Origin of the sequence: Streptomyces sp. NPDC020898, from assembly GCF_044333925.1 — a bacterium.
Taxonomy (GTDB): domain Bacteria; phylum Actinomycetota; class Actinomycetes; order Streptomycetales; family Streptomycetaceae; genus Streptomyces.
This window is the reverse complement of the sequence record NZ_JBIRRV010000001.1, coordinates 905,325-927,145: the sequence shown is the minus strand read 5'-3', so window position 1 is coordinate 927,145 and position 21,821 is coordinate 905,325. Positions and strand designations below refer to the sequence as shown.

At 68.6% G+C, this 21,821-nt stretch carries 26 protein-coding genes; 13 read left to right on the top strand and 13 right to left on the bottom strand.

Annotated elements, in window-relative coordinates; translation table 11 throughout:
* Window positions 1-32 precede the first annotated feature (32 nt).
* The 3 genes from nirD to ACH4TV_RS04125 are packed head-to-tail and all read right to left on the bottom strand — an operon-like array spanning window position 33 to window position 4,254.
* Complete coding sequence (gene nirD / locus ACH4TV_RS04135; RefSeq protein ID WP_398393994.1) at window positions 33-383, bottom strand: nitrite reductase small subunit NirD; 351 nt, start codon at window positions 381-383, stop codon at window positions 33-35.
* On the bottom strand, window positions 380-2,998 hold the full coding sequence (gene nirB / locus ACH4TV_RS04130) for a nitrite reductase large subunit NirB (protein WP_398393992.1): 2,619 nt from the start codon (window positions 2,996-2,998) through the stop codon (window positions 380-382). Before nirB ends, nirD begins: the two co-directional genes overlap by 4 nt.
* On the bottom strand, window positions 2,998-4,254 hold the full coding sequence (locus tag ACH4TV_RS04125; protein WP_398393990.1) for an NAD(P)/FAD-dependent oxidoreductase: 1,257 nt from the start codon (window positions 4,252-4,254) through the stop codon (window positions 2,998-3,000). The genes nirB and ACH4TV_RS04125 overlap by 1 nt, the downstream gene beginning before the upstream one ends.
* A 261-nt stretch (window positions 4,255-4,515) precedes the next feature.
* Between ACH4TV_RS04125 and ACH4TV_RS04120 the strand changes: the two genes are divergently transcribed.
* From ACH4TV_RS04120 to ACH4TV_RS04110, 3 genes are all read left to right on the top strand, one after another.
* The gene (locus tag ACH4TV_RS04120) at window positions 4,516-5,301 is read left to right on the top strand and encodes a sulfite exporter TauE/SafE family protein (RefSeq protein WP_398393988.1); all 786 of its coding nucleotides are present in this window, start codon (window positions 4,516-4,518) and stop codon (window positions 5,299-5,301) included.
* A gap of 131 nt (window positions 5,302-5,432) precedes the next feature.
* Window positions 5,433-5,705 (top strand): type II toxin-antitoxin system Phd/YefM family antitoxin, encoded by a 273-nt coding sequence (locus ACH4TV_RS04115; protein ID WP_398393986.1) that lies wholly within the window; start codon window positions 5,433-5,435, stop codon window positions 5,703-5,705.
* Window positions 5,702-5,965 carry a Txe/YoeB family addiction module toxin gene (locus ACH4TV_RS04110; RefSeq protein WP_398393984.1) on the top strand — a complete coding sequence of 88 codons (264 nt, stop codon included), beginning with the start codon at window positions 5,702-5,704 and terminating at the stop codon, window positions 5,963-5,965. The genes ACH4TV_RS04115 and ACH4TV_RS04110 overlap by 4 nt, the downstream gene beginning before the upstream one ends.
* 82 nt (window positions 5,966-6,047) lie before the next feature.
* Here ACH4TV_RS04110 and ACH4TV_RS04105 read toward each other — a convergent pair whose 3' ends face one another.
* Both ACH4TV_RS04105 and ACH4TV_RS04100 read right to left on the bottom strand, forming a co-directional pair.
* Window positions 6,048-6,671: a class F sortase gene (locus ACH4TV_RS04105; protein WP_398393982.1), complete on the bottom strand. Its 624-nt coding sequence runs from the start codon at window positions 6,669-6,671 to the stop codon at window positions 6,048-6,050.
* Between the two features lie 147 nt (window positions 6,672-6,818).
* Window positions 6,819-7,367: a hypothetical protein gene (locus ACH4TV_RS04100; RefSeq protein WP_398393980.1), complete on the bottom strand. Its 549-nt coding sequence runs from the start codon at window positions 7,365-7,367 to the stop codon at window positions 6,819-6,821.
* 270 nt (window positions 7,368-7,637) lie between these two features.
* On the opposite strand from ACH4TV_RS04100, the gene ACH4TV_RS04095 reads away from it, so the two are divergent.
* A complete protein-coding gene (locus tag ACH4TV_RS04095; protein WP_398393978.1) occupies window positions 7,638-8,252 on the top strand; it encodes an NADPH-dependent FMN reductase in 615 nt (204 codons plus the stop codon).
* A gap of 89 nt (window positions 8,253-8,341) precedes the next feature.
* Window positions 8,342-8,650, top strand: coding sequence for a hypothetical protein (locus tag ACH4TV_RS04090; protein WP_398393976.1), 309 nt, complete (start codon window positions 8,342-8,344; stop codon window positions 8,648-8,650).
* A gap of 34 nt (window positions 8,651-8,684) precedes the next feature.
* On the opposite strand, the gene ACH4TV_RS04085 is transcribed toward ACH4TV_RS04090, so the two are convergent.
* Window positions 8,685-9,275, bottom strand: a complete 591-nt coding sequence (locus ACH4TV_RS04085; protein ID WP_398393974.1) for a hypothetical protein — start codon at window positions 9,273-9,275, stop codon at window positions 8,685-8,687.
* A gap of 259 nt (window positions 9,276-9,534) precedes the next feature.
* Here ACH4TV_RS04085 and ACH4TV_RS04080 point away from each other — a divergent pair, with 259 nt between their 5' ends.
* From ACH4TV_RS04080 to ACH4TV_RS04070, 3 genes are all read left to right on the top strand, one after another.
* On the top strand, window positions 9,535-9,903 hold the full coding sequence (locus ACH4TV_RS04080; protein ID WP_398395344.1) for a polymorphic toxin type 44 domain-containing protein: 369 nt from the start codon (window positions 9,535-9,537) through the stop codon (window positions 9,901-9,903).
* Window positions 9,904-10,391: 488 nt separating this feature from the next.
* On the top strand, window positions 10,392-10,514 hold the full coding sequence (locus ACH4TV_RS04075; protein WP_398393972.1) for a hypothetical protein: 123 nt from the start codon (window positions 10,392-10,394) through the stop codon (window positions 10,512-10,514).
* Between the two features lie 365 nt (window positions 10,515-10,879).
* On the top strand, window positions 10,880-11,404 hold the full coding sequence (locus ACH4TV_RS04070; RefSeq protein ID WP_398393970.1) for a DUF3592 domain-containing protein: 525 nt from the start codon (window positions 10,880-10,882) through the stop codon (window positions 11,402-11,404).
* Here ACH4TV_RS04070 and ACH4TV_RS04065 read toward each other — a convergent pair.
* Together ACH4TV_RS04065 and ACH4TV_RS04060 are read right to left on the bottom strand one after the other, a co-directional pair.
* A complete protein-coding gene (locus tag ACH4TV_RS04065) occupies window positions 11,401-11,592 on the bottom strand; it encodes a DUF397 domain-containing protein (protein ID WP_398393968.1) in 192 nt (63 codons plus the stop codon). The two genes, ACH4TV_RS04070 and ACH4TV_RS04065, sit on opposite strands and share 4 nt — an antisense overlap.
* A gap of 3 nt (window positions 11,593-11,595) precedes the next feature.
* A complete protein-coding gene (locus ACH4TV_RS04060; RefSeq protein ID WP_398393966.1) occupies window positions 11,596-12,486 on the bottom strand; it encodes a helix-turn-helix domain-containing protein in 891 nt (296 codons plus the stop codon).
* A 195-nt stretch (window positions 12,487-12,681) separates the two neighbouring features.
* Here ACH4TV_RS04060 and ACH4TV_RS04055 point away from each other — a divergent pair, with 195 nt between their 5' ends.
* Window positions 12,682-13,215, top strand: coding sequence for an ATP-binding protein (locus tag ACH4TV_RS04055; RefSeq protein WP_398393964.1), 534 nt, complete (start codon window positions 12,682-12,684; stop codon window positions 13,213-13,215).
* Window positions 13,212-13,538 carry an antibiotic biosynthesis monooxygenase family protein gene (locus ACH4TV_RS04050; protein ID WP_398393962.1) on the top strand — a complete coding sequence of 109 codons (327 nt, stop codon included), beginning with the start codon at window positions 13,212-13,214 and terminating at the stop codon, window positions 13,536-13,538. Before ACH4TV_RS04055 ends, ACH4TV_RS04050 begins: the two co-directional genes overlap by 4 nt.
* Window positions 13,539-13,640: 102 nt before the next feature.
* Here the strand turns inward: ACH4TV_RS04050 and ACH4TV_RS04045 are convergent, their stop codons facing one another.
* The 4 genes from ACH4TV_RS04045 to ACH4TV_RS04030 form a co-directional block, all read right to left on the bottom strand.
* Complete coding sequence (locus tag ACH4TV_RS04045) at window positions 13,641-14,447, bottom strand: SAM-dependent methyltransferase (RefSeq protein WP_398393960.1); 807 nt, start codon at window positions 14,445-14,447, stop codon at window positions 13,641-13,643.
* 120 nt (window positions 14,448-14,567) lie between these two features.
* Window positions 14,568-15,242 (bottom strand): response regulator, encoded by a 675-nt coding sequence (locus ACH4TV_RS04040; RefSeq protein ID WP_398393958.1) that lies wholly within the window; start codon window positions 15,240-15,242, stop codon window positions 14,568-14,570.
* Window positions 15,218-16,351 carry a hypothetical protein gene (locus ACH4TV_RS04035; RefSeq protein ID WP_398393956.1) on the bottom strand — a complete coding sequence of 378 codons (1,134 nt, stop codon included), beginning with the start codon at window positions 16,349-16,351 and terminating at the stop codon, window positions 15,218-15,220. The genes ACH4TV_RS04040 and ACH4TV_RS04035 overlap by 25 nt, the downstream gene beginning before the upstream one ends.
* Window positions 16,339-17,481 carry a sensor histidine kinase gene (locus ACH4TV_RS04030; protein WP_398393954.1) on the bottom strand — a complete coding sequence of 381 codons (1,143 nt, stop codon included), beginning with the start codon at window positions 17,479-17,481 and terminating at the stop codon, window positions 16,339-16,341. The genes ACH4TV_RS04035 and ACH4TV_RS04030 overlap by 13 nt, the downstream gene beginning before the upstream one ends.
* 470 nt (window positions 17,482-17,951) lie before the next feature.
* Between ACH4TV_RS04030 and ACH4TV_RS04025 the strand changes: the two genes are divergently transcribed.
* The gene (locus tag ACH4TV_RS04025) at window positions 17,952-18,422 is read left to right on the top strand and encodes a hypothetical protein (RefSeq protein ID WP_398393952.1); all 471 of its coding nucleotides are present in this window, start codon (window positions 17,952-17,954) and stop codon (window positions 18,420-18,422) included.
* A gap of 65 nt (window positions 18,423-18,487) precedes the next feature.
* On the opposite strand, the gene ACH4TV_RS04020 is transcribed toward ACH4TV_RS04025, so the two are convergent.
* Entirely contained in the window at window positions 18,488-20,110 is a 1,623-nt protein-coding gene (locus ACH4TV_RS04020) for a M4 family metallopeptidase (RefSeq protein WP_398393950.1), read from the bottom strand.
* 140 nt (window positions 20,111-20,250) lie between these two features.
* Here ACH4TV_RS04020 and ACH4TV_RS04015 point away from each other — a divergent pair, with 140 nt between their 5' ends.
* Together ACH4TV_RS04015 and ACH4TV_RS04010 are read left to right on the top strand one after the other, a co-directional pair.
* Window positions 20,251-20,661 carry a gamma-glutamylcyclotransferase family protein gene (locus tag ACH4TV_RS04015; RefSeq protein WP_398393947.1) on the top strand — a complete coding sequence of 137 codons (411 nt, stop codon included), beginning with the start codon at window positions 20,251-20,253 and terminating at the stop codon, window positions 20,659-20,661.
* A 206-nt stretch (window positions 20,662-20,867) separates the two neighbouring features.
* The gene (locus tag ACH4TV_RS04010) at window positions 20,868-21,797 is read left to right on the top strand and encodes an SCO3242 family prenyltransferase (RefSeq protein WP_398393945.1); all 930 of its coding nucleotides are present in this window, start codon (window positions 20,868-20,870) and stop codon (window positions 21,795-21,797) included.
* The last annotated feature ends 24 nt before the right edge of the window (window positions 21,798-21,821 follow it).

The window sequence follows — 21,821 nt, the reverse complement described above, 5'->3', positions numbered from 1 at the left end:
CCGGCGCTGTCGAGCATCAAGCGGCAGGCGTCCTACGAGGTCCGCACCTCGTACGTCGCCACGCTCACCGTGTCGTCGTCCAAGCAGCGTCCCGACTCCAGGTCGAAGCGCTGCTTGAGCAGCGGGGACGCGACGAACGGGCGGCCCTGGTTCGAGCCGAGCAGGCCGCGGGAGAGGACCGCCGCGCCGCCGAACGGGTCACGGTTGTCGATGGCGTACAGCTTGCCCGCTCGGTCGCGGAACAGGGCGACCTGGTTTCCGTCGGGCAGCAGCGCCGCCACGCCACGGCCGGGAAGGAGATGGCTCAGGTCGCAGACCGTGAACCAGCCGTCCGCCAGCTGGAGTTGGACCTTCAGGTCAGTGGTCTCGGGGGCCAGGGTCATCGCTGGGCGCTTCCTTCCAGGACGTCTTCAGCAGGGCGCATGCCGATGGACAGCAGCGGCAGGTCGGGCTTGATCTGGTCGCGCTCGGGGACGAAGCCGACGACCGGGTCGGGGGTGTCGGGGGCGTTCACGAAGGACACGAACCGGGAGAGCTTCTCGGGGTCGTTGATGGTCGTCGCCCACTCGTCGGCGTAGTGCGACACGTGGTCCGTCATCAGGGACTCCAGCTCCTCGCAGATACCGAGGGAGTCCTCCACGACCACGTCGCGTACGTGGTCCAGGCCGCCGGGGAGCCGGTCCAGCCAGGTCGACGTGCGCTCCAGGCGGTCGGCGGTGCGGATGTAGAACATCAGGAACCGGTCGATCAGCTTGATCAGTTCGGCGTCGTCGAGATCCTGCGCGAGCAGGTCCGCGTGGCGCGGGGTGGCGCCGCCGTTGCCGCCGACGTACAGGTTCCAGCCGTTGGAGGTGGCGATGATGCCGAAGTCCTTCGACTGGGCCTCCGCGCACTCGCGGGCGCACCCGGAGACGGCCGACTTGAGCTTGTGCGGGGAGCGGAGCCCCCGGTAGCGCAGCTCCAGGTCGATCGCCATGCGGACGGAGTCCTGGACGCCGTAGCGGCACCAGGTCTGGCCGACGCAGGACTTCACCGTGCGCAGGGACTTGCCGTAGGCGTGGCCGGACTCGAAGCCCGCGTCCACCAACCGGGTCCAGATCAGCGGGAGTTGCTCGACGCGGGCGCCGAACATGTCGATCCGCTGACCGCCGGTGATCTTCGTGTAGAGGCCGAAGTCGCGAGCGATCTCACCGATCACGATCAGGCCCTCGGGGGTGATCTCACCGCCGGGGATGCGCGGGACGACCGAGTACGAGCCGTTCTTCTGGAGGTTGGCCAGGAAGTGGTCGTTGGTCTCCTGGAGCGCCGCCTGCTCGCCGTCGAGGACATAGCCGCTCGCGCCGATGGTCGGGGCGAGGGAGGCGATGATCGAGCCGACCGCCGGCTTGCAGATGTCGCAGCCGTCGCCGCCCTGGGCGGTGTCACGGCCGTAGCGGTCCAGCAGGCCCTGGTAGGTGTTGATGCGCAGGGCGAGGACGATCTCGTACAGCTCCTCGCGGGTCTGCGAGAAGCAGCCGCACAGGCCCTTGTCGACCTCGACGCCGCTGGCCTCCAGCTCGGCGGTGACCAGCTGGCCCAGTACCTTGACGCAACTGCCGCAGCCCGTACCGGCCTTGGTGCACTTCTTCACCTCGGGCACGGTCGTGCACTGGTGGTCGGTGACCGCGCCGCGGATCGCGCCCTTGGTGACGTTGTGGCAGGAGCAGATGACCGCCTCGTCCGGGAGTGCGGACGGGCCGAGCTGGGCGCCACCGCTCGAGCCGGCCGGGAGCACCAGCGACTCGGGGGAGACGGGCGGTACGGATCCGGTGAACGCGCGCAGGGTGCCGTACGAGTCCGCGTCGCCGACCAGGATGCCGCCGAGCAGCTTGCCGTCGCGGCCGATGACCAGCTTCTTGTACAGACCCGAGCGGGAGTCGGAGTAGACGACGTCCAGGCAGTCCGCGGTGGTGCCGTGGGCGTCGCCGAAGGAGGCCACGTCCACGCCGAGCAGCTTCAGCTTGGTGGAGAGGTCGGCGCCGGTGAACGTCAGCTCCTCGGCCTCCTCGTCCGCGGCGATGGCGGCGGCCGCGGTCTCCGCCTGCTCGTAACCGGGGGCGACCAGGCCGTACACCCGGCCGTCGGAGGCCAGCGCGCACTCGCCGATCGCGAAGACGTGCGGGTCGTTGACCGTACGGCACTGCTCGTCGACCGCGATGCCGCCGCGCTCGCCGACCGTCAGCCCGGACTCGCGGGCCAGCTGGTCGCGGGGGCGGACACCGGCGCTGAACACCACCAGTTCGGTGGCGAGTTCGGAACCGTCGGACAGCTTCATACCGGTGACCGCGCCGTCCTCACCGACGACGATCTCCTGCGTGCCCACACCGGTGTGGACGCTCAGACCCATGTCCTTGATGGTGCGCAGCAGGGCCGCGCCACCGCCCTCGTCGACCTGCACCGGCATCAGGCGCGGCGCGAACTCCACGATGTGGGAGGTGAGTCCGAGCCCCTTCAGGGCACCGGCCGCCTCCAGACCGAGCAGACCGCCGCCGACCACGGCACCGGTCGTACGGGTCTTCGCGTACTCCTCGATGGCGAGGAGGTCGTCGATCGTGCGGTAGACGAAGCAGCCCTCGGCGTCCTTGTTGGGGACCGGCGGCACGAACGGGTAGGAGCCGGTCGCCAGGACGAGGACGTCGTAGTCGACGACGAGACCGGAGCGGGCGGTCACCCTGCGCGCCTCGCGGTCGATCGACTCCGCCGGGTCACCGATGTACAGCTCGATGCCGTGTTCCTCGATGAAAGCCATGTCGGTCATCGACAGGTCCTCGGGCGTCTTGCCCGAGAAGTACGAGGTGAGCGCCACGCGGTCGTACGCCGGACGCGGCTCCTCACACAGCACGACCACACGGTGGGCGGCGGTCAGGCCGCGCTCGGCGAGGGCTTCGAGGAAGCGCTGGCCGACCATGCCGTGGCCGACGAGCACGATCGTGGGGGTGGCCCCATCAGTGGCGGTCATTAGGAGCCTCCATCGTTGGTGAGCAGGTGGAGCAGGGGGCCGCCGTCAGTGGGGAGCGGCTCTGCTCCCTCCCAGGCGCGTGCGAGGGCGCCGACGGTGCCGAGTTCACCGACGAGCACCCCGCCGACCAGCCGGTCGTCACGGACGACGACCTTGCGGTAGGTGCCCCGGGTGGCGTCGGCGAGCTGGATGACGTCGTCGCCGGGGCGGGGGGTCGGCTCGCCGAAGGCGGCGAGGTCGAAGGGGTTGCCGCTGGCTGCGGTGAAGTCGGTCAGGGTGAGACGGGTGAGGGAACGGGTGCCGGTGTAACGGGCGTCGGTGTCCCCGGCCCCGCCGGCTTCCCCCGCGATCAACTCGGCCAGGACATTGGCCTGTTCGAGGGCGGGGGTGGCGAGCCCGTAGATCGTTCCCCGGTGCTGGGCGCAGTCACCGAGGGCGCGGATGTGCGGGTCCGAGGTGCGCAGTTCGTCGTCGACGAGGACGCCCTTGTGGACGGCGAGCCCCGCGTCCTGAGCGAGCCGCACCCGGGGGTGGACTCCGCAGGCCAGGACGACGAGGTCGGCGCCGAGGGTGTACCCGTCGGCCAGCTCGACCGAGCGGACCGCGCCGCCGACGCAGCGCACGTTCCGCACCCGGCACTCGGTGTGCACCTCGACGCCCAGCTCCTTGAGGTGCCGCAGCACCAACTCGGAGGCGCCCGGGTCCAGCTGACGTTCCATCAGGCGCTCACCCTGCTGGGCGAGGACGACCTGCGCGCCGCGTACGGCGAGTGCGCGGGCGGCGGAGACACCGAGGAGCCCGCCGCCGATGACGACGGCCCGCGCCCCCGGACGTACGGCCTTGGACAGGCCCAGGCAGTCGTCCATGGTGCGGAACGCGTGGACGCCTTCCGGGAGTTCGTGGTCGGGGGTGAACAGTCCGCGCAGCGGCGGGAGTACGGGGTTCGACCCGGTCGCGAGGACCAGCGTCTCGTATGCGATCGACGACCCGTCGGAACAGTGCACGGTCCGCTCGGCGCGGTCGACCCGCTCGGCCCGGGCACGGACCAGCTGGTCCGGCGCGGGGAGGGCGATCACCTCGGGGGCGTACCGCCCGGCGAGGACCTCGGCGAGCAGCACCCTGTTGTACGGGCGGTGCTCCTCCTCGCCGACGAGCACGACGTCCGAGGCGGACATACCGAGCTCGCCGAGCCGCCGGGCGAGCCGTACGCCCGCGAGCCCGGCGCCGATCACCACCACACGCGCATTCGAGGTCATGTACAGCAGCGTGCGTTGCCGGTGTTACCCGGCCGCATCACGTCTGTTTCCCGGGGGGCACGCTTCCCTCAGCAGAGGCGCGAGCGGGGTGTGAGGGTTCGGTGGGTGCGCGGCCGGGCGGCTGTGAGGTGTGTGACCTGCGCTACCTGCCCGACTCCAGGCCCGCCGAACCCCTTCCGAACCCCTTCCGAACCTCTGAAGATCCTCAAGGTTCCAGAAATCCATGGTGCCCGCACCTACCCCCTCCATAGGGTCGCGATCATGCCCGACATATCGCTGACCATGGTCGTTGCCCTCTGCCTCACCGCCCTGGCGGCAGGCTGGATCGACGCGGTCGTGGGCGGCGGAGGCCTCCTTATGCTCCCCGTACTGCTGCTGGGGCTGCCGGACACGTCCTCGGCGGCGCAGTACGCACTCGGCACCAACAAGGCCACCGCGATCGTCGGCACGACGGGCGCCGCGGTGACCTATGCGCGCAAGGCGCCGGTGGACGTACGCATGGCGGTACGCATCGGGATCGCGGCGCTCGCCGGGTCGACGGCCGGGGCGTTCGTGGCGGCCGGCCTGAGCACGGACGTTCTGAAGCCGGTCATCATGGTCGTCCTGGTCGGCGTCGGCGCCTTCGTGATCTTCCGGCCCGCCTTCGGTACGGCCCCGGCGATCACCCCGGTCACCCCGCGCCGGGCCCTGGCGGCGATCGGGTTCGCCGGCCTGGGCCTGGGCTTCTACGACGGGCTCATCGGCCCCGGCACGGGCACGTTCCTCGTCCTCGCGCTCACCGCGCTGCTCCACCTCGACCTGGTCACCGCCTCCGCCACCGCCAAGATCGTCAACTGCTGCACCAACGCGGGCGCCCTCGCGACCTTCGCCTGGAAGGGCACGGTGTACTGGCAGCTGGCCGCGCTGATGGCCGTCTTCAACCTGATCGGCGGGACGGTCGGGGCGCGTACGGCACTGAAGAAGGGGAGCGGGTTCGTCCGGGTGGTGCTGCTGGTGGTGGTGTTCGCACTGGTGGCGAACATGGGCTATCAGGAATGGGTGGCTTAGCCAGAAGTGAGGGGCCGCGTCGGTGTCCGTCGCCACCGCGACATCGCCCTGCGTATCACGCCGTGCTTCCCGTACGGATTTCCGTACCAGTCCGGTACGGTATTAAGTACCAGCTGAGAGAGGATGTCGTTATGTCGCTCACCGCAAGCGAGGCACGCAGGGACCTATTTCCCCTGATCAAGAAGGTCAACGACGACCACGCGCCCGTACGCATCCACTCCAAGAACGGCGACGCCATACTCATGTCCGCAGAGGACTACGACGCCTGGCAGGAGACCATCTACCTCCTGCGCTCGCCGGCCAACGCCCGCCGCCTCATGGAGGCCGTCGCCCGCGACCGTGCGGGCCAGACAGGGATCACGAAGACCCTGGAAGAACTCCAGGAACTGGCCGGTGAGGAGTGAGAGACGTCAACTTCGACCCGGCCGCCTGGGACGACTTCCAGCACTGGCTGGAAACCGACCGCAAGATGGTGCGCCGCGTCGTTCGCCTCATCGGCGAAATCCAGCGCGACCCGTTCAACGGCATCGGCAAGCCCGAACCGCTCAAGGGAGACCTGTCCGGCTACTGGTCGCGACGCATCGACGACGAACACCGCCTCGTCTACCGGGCCGACGACAAACAGGTCAAGATCCTCAAGGCTCGGTACCACTACACGGACTGACGTCGGCTGCGAAAGTGCTGGTCACAGCCCCTCGCTGAGGGAGTCCCGGGAGCCCCCAGGGAGGCAGGTGGCGTGGAGGCGCTCAGCGGCCGCTTCCGGTGAGATGGGCGAAGACGACGACGTTCCCCTCGTACCCCGTCCGGGGTGAGTAACGGCCACCGCAGGTGATGACCCGCAACTCGGCCCGTTCCGCGGCCCCGTACACCTTGTCGTCCGGGAAGTGGTCCGTGTCGTACACCTCGACGGCGTCGACGGTGAAGAGCGCGGTGCTCCCGTCGCGCCGTTCGACCTCTATCCCGCTGCCCTTCTTCAGGGCGCCGAGGCGGTAGAAGACGGCAGGTCCGTCGGCGTTGTCGACATGCCCGGCGACGATCGCGGTCCCCGTCTCGCCGGGGGCCGTGCCGGCCTCGTACCAGCCGGCGAGGTCCTCGCGCTCGGCGGGCGGCACGTCCAGGCTGCCGGTGGGGGTGAGGCCGAGGCCCATCAGCGGGGCGTTCACGTGGACGGCGGGGATGCGGATGCGGAGGGGCGGGGAGGGCGGGAGCGCGGGGGCGGCGGGCTCCGGCGCGGCCGACTCCGTACGGGCCTCGGCGGCGGACGGCTGCGGCGGGGAGTGCGTCTCGCCGCCGCCGCGCACCAGCCAGGCGCCGGAGAGGAGGGCGGCGACGCTGAGGACGGCTATGGCGAGGTTGGGGAATCTGCGCACGCGAACCTCCTGGAAGCCATGCCCCCTGTTTCACTTTGGTGATTCCCCCAGGTGTTGCGCCCCGGCCCCCTCCGGGCCGCGAGGGGCGTCGGGCCCGGAGGGGGAGGGGATGTGCGGTACCGGCGGACGGACAGCGGAGGGTGTCCGTCAGATCCCGTCGCCTCTCGCCCGGCGATGCAGGAGCCAGGTACCGCCCGCGGCGGCGACGGCGAGAGCCGCCACGCCGGCCGCGGTCTGCACGGGGTCGGGACCGAGCGCGCCACCGACCCCCGTCTTCACACTCCCCCTGGGCTGCGCGGGCGGCCGGGTCGAGGTCAGCGTGACGACAAGATCACCGCTGACGAGCCGCCCACCTCCGTCCTCGTCCCCATCGCACCGCGCGACGATCTCGTACGTCCCCGGTTGCGCGCCCGGCGGCACCCGGAACTGCCCGACGGCGTCCTCAGGGTGCGTACTGGGCGCGAGGACGAAGGCCCCGGCGCCCACCGCACTGGCGTCACCGGCTGCGGTACCGCCCGCTCCGCAGGCCGTCGTGTTGACGGTGACCTGGGTACCGGGCGTGACGGTCCCCGGGTACACCTCCAGAGCGCCGCCGGTGCTTGCGTGCGCGGGCGCGGCGACGACCGCCACCGGTCCCGTGAGGGCGACGGCGAGCGCGGTACCGGTCAGCAGACGGGCGGCGGCGGTACGTCGCATCGGGCTTGGTCCTCCGAGAGCTTGCGAGCGGGGTGTTCTGCTACCGAGGTAAGTGGCACAGTCCCGGACGCGCTTGCTGATGCCCCGTCAGAAATACGGTGAACGGGTGGCGCCGGCCACCCGGAACCGGCCCGCGCATCGACATCCGGGCAGGTCATCGCCGTACGGCCGGAGCGCCGCGGAAAGAACCCGAAGGACGGAGGTCGGGGGTGTGAACGGGTGACCGGGCCGGAGCCGGGAACGGGACTTGACCTGAAGAAAGGTTGAGGTATGAGGCTGTGCCGCATGAAGACACCAGAGACATCCACTGAGCCTGTACGTGTGACGGTCGTCGTCGGCAGCAACCGCGAGGGCCGGTTCGGCCCCGTGGTGGCCGACTGGCTGCTGGACCGGATCGGGAAGCGCGACGACCTCGTGGCGGACATCGTGGACGTGGCGCACACCGCGCTCCCGACGACGTTCGCGTCCGACACCGGCACGAAGGACCACCTGGCCGGGATCACCCCGAAGCTGTCGTCGGCCGACGCGTTCATCGTCCTGACCCCCGAGTACAACCACTCCTACCCGGCCGGCCTCAAGAACCTCATCGACTGGCACTACACGGAATGGCAGGCCAAGCCGGTCGCCTTCGTTTCGTACGGCGGCCTGGCAGGCGGCCTGCGCGCGGTCGAGCACCTCCGCCAGGTCTTCGCAGAACTCCACGCGACGACAGTGCGGGACACGGTGTCGTTCCACAACGCGGGCGCGTCGTTCGACGACGAGGGGCGCCTGAAGGACGGGGCGGGGTCGGGCCCGGACGCGGCTGCGAAGGTGATGCTGGATCAGGTGGTGTGGTGGGGCCGGGTGTTGAGGCAAGGGCGCGCGACTTGGGCGTACGGCGGGTAGGACGTACGGGATCGGGGTGGGGGCCGGGGGTTGGGGCTGGGGCTGGGGGCTGCGTGTCCACAGCTCGACGACCAGTGATGATGACCGCCATGGACACCATCGTCGAGATTCACGTACCCCTGGCGGAAACCCCCGGCACTCCCGAGGGCTCCTACCCCTTCCCCTGGATCGACCGGATCGACGACTTCCTCGCGGACTTGGAGGAGGCGGAGGACTACGACGAGAGCGAGGAGTACGAGGGGGCGCACGTCTTCTTCGTCACCGGCGCCCCGGAGGCCGTCCTCCTGGCCGTCGCCTCACGCGTGGCCGCGCTGCCGGGCGTACCGGGCGGGGCGTTCGCGGTGGTGTCGGACCAGGAGGCGGAGGAGATCGGGGTGGGGCGGCGGGTGGAGCTGTAGGGCGGAACGGTGGGGGAGGAGAGGGGTCCCGGTTCTACGACGTGGAGGGTGCGGGCGTGCGCGAGGTGCACGCGCTGGTTGCCGAGAACGCTAGGGCCCCGGTGTTCGGGCTCGCCTGCGTCTTGGCCTCGTCGGGTATGGGCCCCACGCCCATGGTGATCGACCACTTGCCTGATTTGAGGAAGGTTCCTTCCGTCATGGATGCCTCACCGTCCAGTTGCCATCCTCGTAGCTCCAACCGGCCGACAATGCGCAGCAGTTCATCTTTCCCGGGGATGTCCTTGGACAGAGCCGTGGCGTGGATGACACATTCGCGCTTCAGGGGGTCCTTGTGGATCAACAGATCCCCACCAAAGGCCTTCGTCGCGAAACGGGCGTCATTCAACACCTCTACGCGAGTTTTCCCATGATCCGCGGACGACGACGGCGATGCCGCCGGCCGCGCCGATACGGATGCTGCGCGAGATGCCGACACATCCGCATCGCCGCCTTCCTGGCAGCCTGCGATCAGCGGGACCGCGACAAGAGCCGCTGCCACAACGAAGCGCCCGAACCTGGTCAATTGGACTTTTCCCCCTGAAAAAAGACCGGCGTCGACGGCCGGATGGTGTGCGGATTCTGTCATGATCGCGCCGTTTGTATGGCGTGCATGTTCTGCCCTCCGTGTGAGGGTGAAAGATCATCAAGTGCTGGCGCGTTCCCCTTTGTTGGCTCCTGGGGTCTATGTCGCGCGTGAGTGTTCTGATCCCTTTGATATTTCCTTGACTTCCCTTGGTTGCTGCATGCGTCATTCCGTTAGCTGTGCGAACCATGTGAACTAGGGGTGGGGTAGTGGTGAGCAGGGTAAGTGAGGGTGTATTCGGGTATGCGACAGCGCTGGCTGAATTCGGCTATCTGGCCAGATCGGGGGTGAATGGGATCGCAAGGGGGAACTGGTTGAGTGCTTCCACCTGGAATCCTCGGATTTTCGAACTGACATCCTCGGTAACGGGCATGGAGGGAAGATCCTCTTTGATGTCTGGTCGAACATCCATTACGACTACGTGGGGCGTGCGGCAGGGTTCGGTAAAGGCGAGCTGGTTGCGGCGTCACATGCGGGGGGTGAAGCCGTTGGGAAGTCGGGTTCCGGTGGCGGTGACGATATTTCGATCAATGTGGGAATGGATCTTCATAGAGCGATCGTGGACGCCGTACCTGAATGGCAAGGCGTTGCCGGGGGAGGTGACCCGTGGGAATACAAAGTAATCCCGTAAGGAAAGGCCGATTCGGTGGTGTCGCATCGACTGGCGTGATGTTGTTGCTAGTTTTTGTACTCGCCGGGTGCAGGGACCGTGGTTCTATTCCTGAGCCCGACATCAAACTAGAGGCAATGGTCCTTCCTTTTGAAGGGATCGTGGACGATAGATGTGGAGGTGAATATGTAACCCAAAAGAATGTGGCGGGTTCCGGAGGTGACTCTCGAACATTGCATGCGACGAATTAGTGGAACTCGCGGCTGGGGAACACTACTGCGGAGTGCACCCTCTATCATTTCGTCGGCTTTTACGGGGATGCGAGTTTTGCGAAAGAAGTTTTTGATGCCCAGTCGCCCGAGAAGTACCACTCTAAAACGTGGCCTTGGAAGCCCAAATTTGTCGATGCCCCTGAAGGTCTGTACGCCGAGAGTACCCGCTTGATCTGCTTGGACGGGAACCGTGCGTCTGGATGTACTGAGTGGTACTACTGGGCAAGGTATGGATCTGTGCTGACCGCGGTGTCGATGTCTCATCTGGCCGGAGATCCGCCGAAAATTGAAGAAGGAGAATTCATTGAGATCGTCCGCGACGTTGATGCGCGAATCCACGAAACACTCGGTGTCGGGTGAAGGATCCGTGTCAATGCTCGTGTGAGATAGTGCGAGGGTTGCTAATGGAATTTCATTCGCAGCCCTTGTGGTGCCCTTAGAATTCGGATATGTCACGAGTGCGCAACGGGTCGGCGGCGGCGCCGTGGCTCGACGGGGTCGTCACTATCATCCGATGTACAGGGGGAGAATAGCGATCCCCCTGATGAGAGGGGCGTCGTGCAGTCGACCGTTTCGTGGCCCATGGGTCGGCGCTTTCGCGGCCCTGGCGGCAAACTCGGGTGCACGGTTCCCGTTGACGCCGTCGCCGGCATCTCGGTGACCGACGATGGCCGTCTGGTCGGCCTCCTGATGGTCTCCGGCGGGGAGGAAGACGGGGGGAAGCCGTGACGCAAGACGGTCAGCGGGGCGACAAGATCGTTGGCGTGGGCCGCGGGCGTGTCCATAGATCTCAGGGAGCGAAAAGAAGCCGCAGAGCCATCGGATACACGCTGGCTCTGACACTTGGTTTGCTCTTTGTTGCCGTGGGCGTCGTCTTCGGCCTGGACAACGTGGCTGCACGACTGCACTTCGACGACGCCGAGAAAGTTCCGGCTGTAGTGGTCGATGCCGACTACAACAAGCCGCAGCTGAAGCAGAGCGCTAAGTTCGTCAGCGTGGCCCTGACCGGCGGCCACAACATGCGGGCGTCCATCGATAACGTCGGCCAGGCCCCAGATGATCTGTCGCCGGGCGACCATGTCACCGTGCTCTACGACGCTGCACGACCCGGACATGCACTGTTGCCCAGCCAACTCAGGTGGGAAGCGCTGATGATTCCAGGCGGGCTGTTCCTCGTTGTCGGGCTGGTCCCCACTATCGTCTATGGGCTAGCGATCAGCCGGGTGATCTACGCACGCCTTCGAAGTTAACCCTTTGGCAATCCGTCTGTGACAGCGGTGCGGAACGCCTCCCAGGTGGTGGGGTGGACGTGGAGGGGCGAGCTCGAAGGATCCTTCGAGTCGCGTATCGCGATGGTGGTGGGGATGTTGGTGGCGACCTCGACGCACTCGGCGGTCTGGTCGCTGTAGCTGGACTTGCGGTACTCGAATTCAGGCACGGCTCACAGTTCCTTGCGCAGCTTGTGGAGATACGCCACCGACTCCCGTTCGTCCAGGGAGTGTTCGGCGATCTTCTCGAACAACTCATCGTAGGCAGCAGCGGCCTCTCCGCCCTCCACCCAGCGCTGGGCGAAGGGAGCCTCCACGTAGACGACGTCCATGGCCCCGGGCGCTGCGAACGAGATGAGGTTGAACGAGCCGTTCAAGCCGGGGTGCGTACCGGCGAAGAACGGGAAGACTCGGAGGTCGACGCTCGGCCGGTCGGCCACCTTGAGGAGCTCTTCGAGTTGACCGACGCCGGTTGTCGCGCCGCCGGGGAAGTTGCGGAGAACGGCCTCATAGATCACCACCCGCAGTGACAGGGGCGGGTCATCGGACAGGCGGCGCTTTCGGGCGAGCCGCGCCGCGATGAACTCCTCGTCGGGCTGACCCCCCTTGATTGCCGCTGTGGCTGCCGGACTCTTCCTCAAGGCCCTTACGTACTCCGGCGTTTGGAGCAGCCCCGGGATGAACCCTGGTTGCCACACCTTGATGGCCGTCGCCGCACTCTCCAGCGTGACGTACTCCTGCATGACGCCGGGGATGGAGTAGTCGTCCCACCAGCCCTTGGCCTTGCGTCGCTCCCGGTCGACTCTCGCCAGTTCGAGAAGCCCGCCGATCCTGCCGAGATCATGGATGTTGTACAGCTCGCACAGGGCCCGGATGTCAGGGTCCCGAACGGGCACCCACCCGCCCTCCAGCTTGGCGACCTTCGCAGTGGAAGCGGAGAGTGCCTTCGCTGCCTGCGGCTGGGTGAGGCCGGCCGTCGTACGGAGCTTGAGGAGTTCGGCCCCAAGTCTGCGTCCCAGAACGCTGGTTGTGCTGTTCCCCTGTCGTGCCTGACTCACTGTCACCTGACTGCTCCTTCGGTGCTGTGCGCGGTCAGTCTGCTGGGTGCTTGGACGGGCTGGCAAACACGATTGGTGGATATCTTCCAGGTGGAGGTTGAATCACATGGCGACATGCCGCTACCGTCCGTGGTGAATCGATCGCAGAGCGGCGCCAGTTTTGTCGAACGGCCCAGCTCCCCCTGCCCGAAAGCGACCCCCATGACCGAAGACGCCCCCCTCCACCACGACCGCCTCGACTACACCCCCTTCCCCAAGAGCGTCACCCTCGCCCGCCGCCGAGCCCACCGCCTCCTCTCCGAATGGGGCCACCCCGAACTCGCCGCCGACACCGCCCTGTTGGTCTCCGAGTTGGGCGGCAACGCCGTACTGCACGGGTGTCTTCGCGACCGTCTCTTCCGAGTGGAACTCGCCCTCACCGAACAGGCCGTACGTGTGAGCGTCTCCGACCCGCGGGGCGAATTACTGCCGCGCCCGCGCAAAGCCGCCCCCGACGAGATGTTCGGGCGAGGCCTGCTGATCGTCGGTGCCGTCGCCGACCGCTGGGGCGTGACCGAGCTGACCGTCGGCAAGCTGGTCTGGTGCGAGTTGGACGTCGTACGAGGCGTGGACGCAGGCGTGGACGCAGGCGTGGGCGTACGTCAGTCGGCGAACCGGCAGGAGCCGTCGTGCCCCTCGCCTGTCACCGCCCCCGCGCGAAACGGTGAGTGCCCTGCGGCAAGATGGGCCTCATGAGCATCGTAAAGATCAACGTACTCACCGTCCCCGCAGAGCAGCGCGAGGTGCTGGAGAAGCGGTTCGCGTCGCGTGCCGGGGCTGTCGAGGGGTCGGACGGGTTCGAGTGGTTCGAGCTGCTTCGGCCCGTTGAGGGCACCGACAGCTACATGGTCTACACCCGGTGGCGCAGCGAGGAGGACTTCCAGAAGTGGATGTCGGGCCCGATGCAGTCGGCGCACCGCCCCGCGGGCCCCGGCGGGGAGCAGCCCAAGCCCGCCGCGTCCGGATCGACGCTGTGGTCCTTCGAAGTGGTCCAGCAGGCAGCCCCCAAGCAGGGCTGAGACCGAGACCGAGACCGAGACCGGGACCGGGACCGGGACCGAATCCGCCGACGCGCCGAGCCACGGCAGTAGCCGTTTCTCGGCGCGCCGGAACAGATCGTGTCAGGGCTTCCGGGCCAGCCCGCCGTGCTGCCCGATGGGCACGGCCGTCGCCGCACTCCCCGTCTCCGGCCTCCACAACGGCACCGAGACGACGCCCGGCGCCGCCAGCTCCAGCCCCTCGAAGAACGCCTCGATCTGGTCCACCGGCCGCAGGAAATACGGCACCGCGCCCGTCTCGTTGTACGCGTCCTGCGCTTGCTCGTAGGCGGGGTCCGTGCCGCGCGAGCCCTCGTTCAGGGAGAGGTAGCTGCCGGACGGGAGGCCGGCCATCAGGTCGCGGACGATTCCGCGAGCCGCCTCGTAGTCCGCCACGTGGCCCAGGATGCCGCTCAGGATCAGGGCTGTCGGGCGGGTGAGGTCCAGCGTCTTCGCCGCCGACGCCAGGATGCGGTCCGTGTCGTACAGCTCGGCGTCGATATAGTCCGTCGCACCCTCGGGGGTCGACGTCAGGAGCGCCCGGGCGTGGGTCAGGACCAGCGGGTCGTGGTCCACGTACACGATGCGCGCGTCGGGGGCGACCGACTGGGCGACCTCGTGCGTGTTGTCGACCGTCGGCAGGCCCGTGCCGACGTCCAGGAACTGGCGGATGCCCGCCTCCCCGGCCAGATGGCGGATCGTACGGCCCAGGAACGCGCGGCTGCTGCGCGCGATCGTCACGATGCCGGGGAAGACGGCCGTGTACGCGTCACCGGCGGCTTCGTCGACCGGGTAGTTGTCCTTGCCGCCCAGCCAGTAGTTCCAGATCCGGGCCGAGTGCGGTACCGAGGTGTCGATTCTCTGTTCGGAACTCGGTTCGGGTTCGGACATGGCGGCATCGTCTCCTCGGTCGCAGCGGACGCGTTGGTGCAGGGTTCAACTTAAGGCCCGAGGTCAACCATACGTATCCCGCTTCACCGACGCAGCACACGACCCGGTGGCCTCGCACGGTCAACCCACGCCGACCGCCGCCGACTCGTAGCCCGTGATGTCGTCGGGCTTCACCAAGCCGTCCTCGATCGCCCGGGCCAGCATGTCCGCCTTCGTCGGGGCGGTTCTGCCGACCTGCGCGTACTTGACTCTCGCCCGGCGGATGTACACGTCCACCGTGTGAACCGATACCCCCATGCGCCGGGCGACCGAGGCCTTCGACATGGACTGGAACCACCACAGCAGCGCGGTACGTTCCTGCGAGGACAGCTTGGGTCTGCTCGCGCCGCGATCTCCGACGAGGACCCCGGCGGCCGTCGGCGTGACGTACGGCCTGTCGCCCGCCGCCGCCAGTACCGCGTTCACCAGGTGCGCCCGTCCTTCGTTCTTCGCGACGAAGTCGCAGGCGCCGGCCTCCAGCGCTTCGAGCACCACCCGCTGTTCGGTGAACTGCGAGAAGGCGATGATCCGTTGACCCGCCGCGGCCAGCGTGGCGATGTCGCCGATGACGAGTCTGCCGTGCAGATTCAGGTCGAGGATCAGAACATCCGCGACACCGGGCTCCACCTCCGCGGCTTCGCCGGTGTGCCCCACCGTGATCCGTGGCTCCTCGGACAACCAGGTCTGGATGCCTTCGATGACGACCGGGTGGTCGTCGACGATGGCAACGGTCAGGGGGCCGGTCGTACGGGCCATCGGGTTTCCCACCACAACTGATCCTCCTCCTGGTCGTATACAGCGGACACGGTGAGTGGCCCCGGCGACTCCACGAGTGTCTGGGGCGGGGCGTCGGCCACGACGCTCACCACCACGTCCTCGGGGGTCGTCACCACGGTCACCCGCGCTCGGGTGGTGGCGGCGGCCAGGACCAGCAGGGCCCCTTCCGCGAGTTCCCCGCGGGCGGATGTCGGCAGGTCGGGCAGGTCGCCGTAGCTCAGCAGGGTCACGCGTACGCCACGCCGCTCGGCGACATCGGCACAGGCCCGCAGTTCGTGCAGGAGCGGGTGCGGGGTGTCGTCCGTCTCCACGAACAGCCTCCGCAGACGTGCCGCCTCCACGGCGGCACGGTGGCGTACGACGGTGTCCCCCGGGTCGAGTTGACGTTCCGCCAGACCGTGCAGCAGCGGTTCCACTCTGCTGCGCAGGTACTCGTACCGGCGCCGGCGCTCGGCGTGCACGGTCTCGTCGGCGGTCGCACGGGCGAGTCGCTCCGCCTGGCCCGCGGCGGCCTCGGTGGCCTCCCTCGCACCGGCGTTGAGCTGCCGGGCCAGGTAGGCGAAGGTCAACTGGACACCGGCGGTGGTGTGGATCACGGCCAGCAGACGGGAGAGCATGACCTGGTCCAGCGCGCCGTCGGCGATCAGGAATCCCACCGTGACAGCGGTGTTGGCGGCGAGCAGGACGACCAGCTCCCACAGCGGACGCTGCATCAGAAGCAGTACGCCGAACCAGCCCACGGTGTTCCACGCCCAGCTCACCTCGCTGATCATGCCGCCCGCCGGGTACGTGGCGGTGGCGACGACGCCGGTGGCCAGCGCCGCCCCCGCGAGCCATCGTGCGATGGGTCCGCCGAGCGCGGAACGCAGCAGCAGGATCGAACCGACCGTCTGGATGACCGCGAGGGCCAGCCAGGAGCCCGCGGCCGCGGCCTGCGGCTCGTACTCCTGCCAGCCCCTGAGCATCAGCAGAGTGTCCAGACCCAGGTGCCAGACGCCGACGATCACCACCAGCCCGATATTGACGGCCATGGCGAAACGGGTGGCGACCATCCCGTTGGCCATGCCGGCGGCGCTCAGGGTTCCCACCTCAGCACGACCCGGGTACCGGCGCCGGGGGACGAGTCCGCCAGGGCGCTGCCGCCCACGGCACGCATCCGGCCGTGGACCGACTCCCGCAGGCCGCGCCGGTGCGAGGGAACGGCCATGGGGTCGAACCCACTTCCGCTGTCCCGGACTTCGACGGTGACGCCCTCCCCGGCGCGCCGGGCGGTGACCCGGGCAGTACGGGTGTTCGCGTGCCGGGCCACGTTGGTCAGGGCCTCGGCGACCCCTTGCGAGAGGGCCACCACGACTTCGTGGGGAAGATCCAGCGGCGGTACGTCGAACTCGACGTCCAGCGACGGGAGTCCGACGCGGTGTGTCAGTACGACGGTGCGCAGCGCGACATCCAGCGGTGCCGGCTCGTGCGCCACATCGCGTGCCGCGCCGGGGTGCGCCCGCAGGTCCTCGATGACGGCCAGATCGGCCGCGGCCCGCTCCGGCAGCGCGGCGGAGTCACGGGTGATGCTGCCGGTCCCCACCATGGTGAGCGTGGCGAGCACGGTGTCGTGCAACAGCCGCTGCTGGTCCAGTTCGTCGGAGCGGGCGGCGGACCGGGCCGCGGCAGACGCGCGTGCCGACGCCTCCTCGGACAGCGCGAGGTCCGCCCTGCGCGCTCCGTGTCGCAGCAGGGCCACGAGAGCGGCGGCGAGCAGCCCCTGGAGCACCATGATCACGGGGGCGTCCGGGATGCCGGGGGTGCCCACCGCGTAGGCCACGGCGATGGCGATCGCCGCCGATATCGCCAAGGGCTGCCGTAGACCGAACTGCGCGATGAAGATGCCGGTGCCGGCGACCACGTCGATCCATCCGCTGCCCGCGCTCGCTCCCAGGACCTCGGCCGGGGCGAGGTTGCCGTGCGCCAGGCAGAGCGCCACGACGACGGCGGTGTCACCGGCGCAGAGCCAAGGGCGAGGTTCCGGCCGGAACATCAGAACGGTGAACAGGCCACTCCACACCAGTAGTCCGACGACCGCGACGGCCACCCACGCGGAGCGGGCCGGCGGTGCGAAACCGACCACGGCGACCACGCTCGCCCCGACGGCGCTGACTGCTCTCAGGACAGCGGACAGGCGTGCGGACTTGCGCCGAAGCTGGAGTTGGGCCGGCCCGGGCACCGACACACTTCCTCCACTAAAGGAATTCCTGCCTCCCCCAAGAGGCGTGAGGAAATCGACCCCATTCCTCACCATGCTTCCCCCGCAGGTCGATGAGACTCGCTTCCCAGCTTAGATCAACACGAGCGGGACCGACAGGGGCATGTGCGACATCTCGCCGCTGCCGTCACGCGGCCATGGAGCCTGCCGCCGGGGCAAAGACGCAGATGAGCACGGGGGCTGCGGCGCTGTCACGTGATCGCGTGACATGCCCTTTTTCGGTCCGCCACGTAATTTTTGGTCCAGGCCGCCAGAAAGCGAACAAAGCGAAAGGGCGCCGTGTAATCAGCCCGAAGAATTCGCGACCTGTCGGCAGAAGAGGACGACTGACCGGGGCTCGGAATTCCGAAATCCGGTAGGTGCCGTACCGAAGATTTCCGTGGCTCATGGCCGCGGGGGCCCCACCCCAAAAGATCATCGAGGAGACACCCATGAGGAAACTGCCCGGCGCCTTGACATCGACCCTGCTCACCGTCGGACTGGCCGCGAGCTTCACCCCGCTGCTGGCCTCGCCCGCCGCCGCTGCCAGCATGCACGGCTGCTCGGCCCCGCAAATGTGTCTGTACGAGGGCTCCTACGCCAACGGCAGCATCATCGGCCGGTTCCAGAGCGTCGGCTACCAGAACCTGCCGCCCTCGATACAGAACGAGGCGGACGCGGTCGCCAACACCCGTAACGACTCTGTATGGCTGCTCGACACGGGCCCCTCCCCGGACGCGTACCTCTGCATCCCGGCGGACACCGCCGTCAACCTCGGCACCTACGCCCACCCCGTCAGCGCCCGCGGCACCTGGGCGAACGACGTCGACACGATCGTTATCTGGGGTGCCTCCGACGACGGGAAGTGCAGCGGCACCGACCAGGTGCAGCAGGGCCGCGTCCCCAACGGCTGGCGCCCCTGACACACGCGAAGCCGGCCCCGGGCGCTTCAGCCCGGGGCCGGCCCTTCGCGTGGCCCGTCGGCCCGCTAGCCCACCGACACCGCACTCCAAGCCGCGCCCACCGCCGCGTACTCCGTGCCGCCCGCCCCGTACAGATCCCGCGCCGCGTTCAGCGTGGCCGTGCGGGCGCCCGCGTAGTTCGTCGAGGACGTCATGTACGTGGTCAGCGCCCGGTACCAGATCGCGCCCAGCTTGTCCCGGCCGATGCCGGTGACCGAAGAGCTGTTGCAGGTCGGGGAGTTGTAGCTGACGCCGTTGAGCGTCTTCGTACCGCTGCCCTCCGCGAGCAGGTACGCGAAGTGGTTGCCGACGCCCGACGAGTAGTGGACGTCCAGGCTCCCGGTGCTCGAACTCCAGCAGTCCACCGAGTTGTTGTCCTTCGACGGCTGGTCCATGTAGCGCAGGGCCGTACGGCCGAAGCCCGACCTGACGATTTTCTCGCCGATCAAGTAATCCCCGACATCAGTGGAGTTGAGGGCGTTGAACTCCACCAGCGTGCCGAAGATGTCCGACGTCGCCTCGTTCAGGCCGCCCGGCTCGCCCGAGTACGTCAGGTCCGCCGTCGCGGACGTGACGCCGTGCGTCATCTCGTGGCCGGCCACGTCGAGCGAGACCAGCGGGCCCAACTGCGTCCCGTCACCGTCGCCGTACGTCATGCAGAAGCAAGTGTCGTCCCAGAAGGCGTTGTTGTAGTTGGTGCCGTAGTGCACGCGGTTGTACGAGCCGACCCCGTCGCCCCTGATGCCGGCGCGCCCGAACTTGTCCTTGTAGTAGTCCCACGTCTCGTCCGTGCCGTACTGCGCGTCCACGGCCGCCGTTGCCCGGTCCGCCGTCGTACCCGTGCCCCAGTGGTTGTCCGCGTCCGTGAAGAGCGTCGCGGGGGCCCGGATGATGCAGATGCCGAGGATGCACAGATCGGTGCCGTTCTCGGCGTCGCCCGTGTACGTGTTGCCGCGCGTCGGGTCCTTCAGCTGGTACGTCGATCCCGACACCGTCGTCTCCAACGGGACCGTGCCGCTGTACAGGGACTGCCCGTCGCCCGTCGCCGTCTCGATGCTGTCCCAGGCGTCGATCTGGGCGCCGGTGCGCGCGTCGGTGACGACCGTGCGGGCGACCGGGTTGCCGAGCGTGTCCTGCGCCACCACGTTCGTACGCCAGGCCAGCTTCGGGGCGCCGTGCAGGGCGTCAACCACCAGCTCCGGCTTGGACGTTATCTTCTTCAGCGTCTCGCCCAGGTTCGCCGCGCGCAGTGCCGCCGTGGCCAGGTCCGCGGCCTTCGGGGCGGACACCGAGGGGCGGATCGTGGACAGCGATATCGGGCGGGTCGTGGCACGGCTCGCGCTGCGATAGGCACCGCCCGGGGCCAGATGGACCACGAAGTCACCGCCCAGGACGGGCAGTTGACGGTAGGTGCGGTCGTAACGGACGTGCTGGGCACCGTCCTTGTCGATGATGACGTCCCGGACTGTCGTGTCCTGCGCGGAGGTCAGGCCCAGGTGGGCGGCCTGGTCCACGAGTGCCGTGACCGCGTTCCGGATCGCGGTGTCCCGGGTCGGTCTGTCGGCCGCGCCGGCGGTGGGGGAGAGCGCGGCGGCGAGAAGAGCGGCGGTGGTGGCGGCTACGCCGGCCGCGGCGAGACGGGATGTCATCGGGCTCCTTGGGGGGACGAAGGCGGCGGTGAACGCTCAGATTTAGGGGTTCATGACATGCCGTGTCCAGGGCGCGTACACGTTCACCTCGACTTATGGCGAGAATCGTTTCCCCACCCACACGAATGAGAGACCGGCGAGTGAGACTCCCCTTCTTCGTCTACGGCACCCTCCGCCCCGGCGAGCCCAACCACGACCGCTACCTGCGCGGCCGTATCCGGTCCGAGGAGCCGGGCCGGCTCGCGGACGCGGTGCTGTACGACGGGCCCGGATATCCGTACGCCGTCGAGGAGTCCGGGGGAGTGGTGTACGGGGAGTTGGTCGACGCGCTGCCGGGGGAGTACGCCGGACTGCTGCACGCCCTCGACGAGTTGGAGGGGTTCGCGCCGGGCGACCCGCGCAACCTGTACGAGCGCGTCGCGCGGGACGTGACACGCGCCGACGGGACCGCCGTACGAGCCTGGGTCTACGTCGCCGGTCCGACCGTGGTCGTACGGCTGCGGGCAGAGGGCAAGCTCATCGGGGGCGGGAACTGGCGCGCGCGTCGCTGAACCGCCTCCATGTGCCCCTAGGGAAGGGCACGTCAAGATCTTCTGTTGTCACCTTCGTCACAAGCAGCATCATCATTTCGTAGTATTAGTTTTCAAATACTTTCGGTAATGATGGGGCCATGAGTGACCGGAACTACATTCCCCACGCCGGTTCCCGACTACCCCAACAATCAGTCAAGATTCAACTACCCCCATTTTCCGACCTGTTGGCCCTCGTCCGGGCCCCAGCCGCACTCAGTGTCCCCGGCGACATCCTTGCGGGCGCGACTGCGGCGGGCCGTCCCCTCGGCCCCCGGACGGCCGGCGCGATGGCTTCCTCCGTCTGCCTCTACTGGGCCGGTATGGCCCTCAACGACTACGCCGACGCCGCCGTCGACTCGGTCGAGCGCCCCGGACGTCCGGTGCCCTCCGGCCGGGTGCCGCGCCGGACCGCGCTGACCGTCGCCACCGGCCTGACCGGCGCCGGCCTCGGCCTCGCCGCGGTGTCGGGCGGCCGACGCGGACTCGCCGTCGCCCTGCCGCTGACGGCGCTGATATGGGCGTACGACCTGAAGTTGAAATCGACTCCGGCCGGTCCGGCGGCGATGGCGGGCGCACGGGCGCTCGACGTGCTGGCGGGCGCGGTGGCAGGCGGCGGCAACCCTCCGCCCCGTGGGTCCCGCGGGAGCGGCACGGCCGGCGCCCTCGCCCGCGGTGCCGTCCCCGCCCTTCTCACCGGGGTGCACACCTATACGATCACCGCCCTGAGCCGCCACGAGATCTCCGGTGCCCCGGCGCGGCTGCCCGCCACGACGCTGGCCGTCTCGTCGGCCACCGCGCTGTCGACGGTGCTGCCCGCCGTACTCCCGGCCGTTCTGCCGCCCCGGCGGGCCATGCCCCGCGACGCGGTCGCCCGAACAGCCGTCGCCTCCGCGGGAGTTCTCGCCTACCTGGGGACGTACGGAATGGCCCAGGCGCGTGCCATACGCGATCCACGGGCGAACTCCGTACGGCGTGCCGTGGGGGCGGGCATCCTCGCGATGGTCCCCTTGCAGGCGGCGCTCACGGCGCGCGCCGGAGCGCCCGTCGCCGCCGCACTCCTGGGTGCCCTGCACCCGGTGGCGCAGCGCCTGGCAAGACGGGTGTCCCCGACATGAGCCACCACCTGATCCACCTGACCT

Excerpts from the sequence above, each read along its gene's own strand:
- ACH4TV_RS04100 (WP_398393980.1), bottom strand. The coding sequence starts at position 7,367 with ATGCGACGTACCGCCGCCGCCCGTCTGCTGACCGGTACCGCGCTCGCC.
- ACH4TV_RS04040 (WP_398393958.1), bottom strand. The coding sequence starts at position 15,242 with ATGGCCCGTACGACCGGCCCCCTGACCGTTGCCATCGTCGACGACCAC.
- ACH4TV_RS04020 (WP_398393950.1), bottom strand. The coding sequence starts at position 20,110 with ATGACATCCCGTCTCGCCGCGGCCGGCGTAGCCGCCACCACCGCCGCT.
- ACH4TV_RS04115 (WP_398393986.1), top strand. The coding sequence starts at position 5,433 with ATGTCGCTCACCGCAAGCGAGGCACGCAGGGACCTATTTCCCCTGATC.
- ACH4TV_RS04055 (WP_398393964.1), top strand. The coding sequence starts at position 12,682 with ATGACCGAAGACGCCCCCCTCCACCACGACCGCCTCGACTACACCCCC.
- nirD (WP_398393994.1), bottom strand. The coding sequence starts at position 383 with ATGACCCTGGCCCCCGAGACCACTGACCTGAAGGTCCAACTCCAGCTG.
- ACH4TV_RS04125 (WP_398393990.1), bottom strand. The coding sequence starts at position 4,254 with ATGACCTCGAATGCGCGTGTGGTGGTGATCGGCGCCGGGCTCGCGGGC.
- ACH4TV_RS04120 (WP_398393988.1), top strand. The coding sequence starts at position 4,516 with ATGCCCGACATATCGCTGACCATGGTCGTTGCCCTCTGCCTCACCGCC.
- ACH4TV_RS04050 (WP_398393962.1), top strand. The coding sequence starts at position 13,212 with ATGAGCATCGTAAAGATCAACGTACTCACCGTCCCCGCAGAGCAGCGC.
- ACH4TV_RS04085 (WP_398393974.1), bottom strand. The coding sequence starts at position 9,275 with ATGACAGAATCCGCACACCATCCGGCCGTCGACGCCGGTCTTTTTTCA.
- ACH4TV_RS04095 (WP_398393978.1), top strand. The coding sequence starts at position 7,638 with ATGAGGCTGTGCCGCATGAAGACACCAGAGACATCCACTGAGCCTGTA.
- ACH4TV_RS04025 (WP_398393952.1), top strand. The coding sequence starts at position 17,952 with ATGAGGAAACTGCCCGGCGCCTTGACATCGACCCTGCTCACCGTCGGA.
- nirB (WP_398393992.1), bottom strand. The coding sequence starts at position 2,998 with ATGACCGCCACTGATGGGGCCACCCCCACGATCGTGCTCGTCGGCCAC.
- ACH4TV_RS04090 (WP_398393976.1), top strand. The coding sequence starts at position 8,342 with ATGGACACCATCGTCGAGATTCACGTACCCCTGGCGGAAACCCCCGGC.
- ACH4TV_RS04045 (WP_398393960.1), bottom strand. The coding sequence starts at position 14,447 with ATGTCCGAACCCGAACCGAGTTCCGAACAGAGAATCGACACCTCGGTA.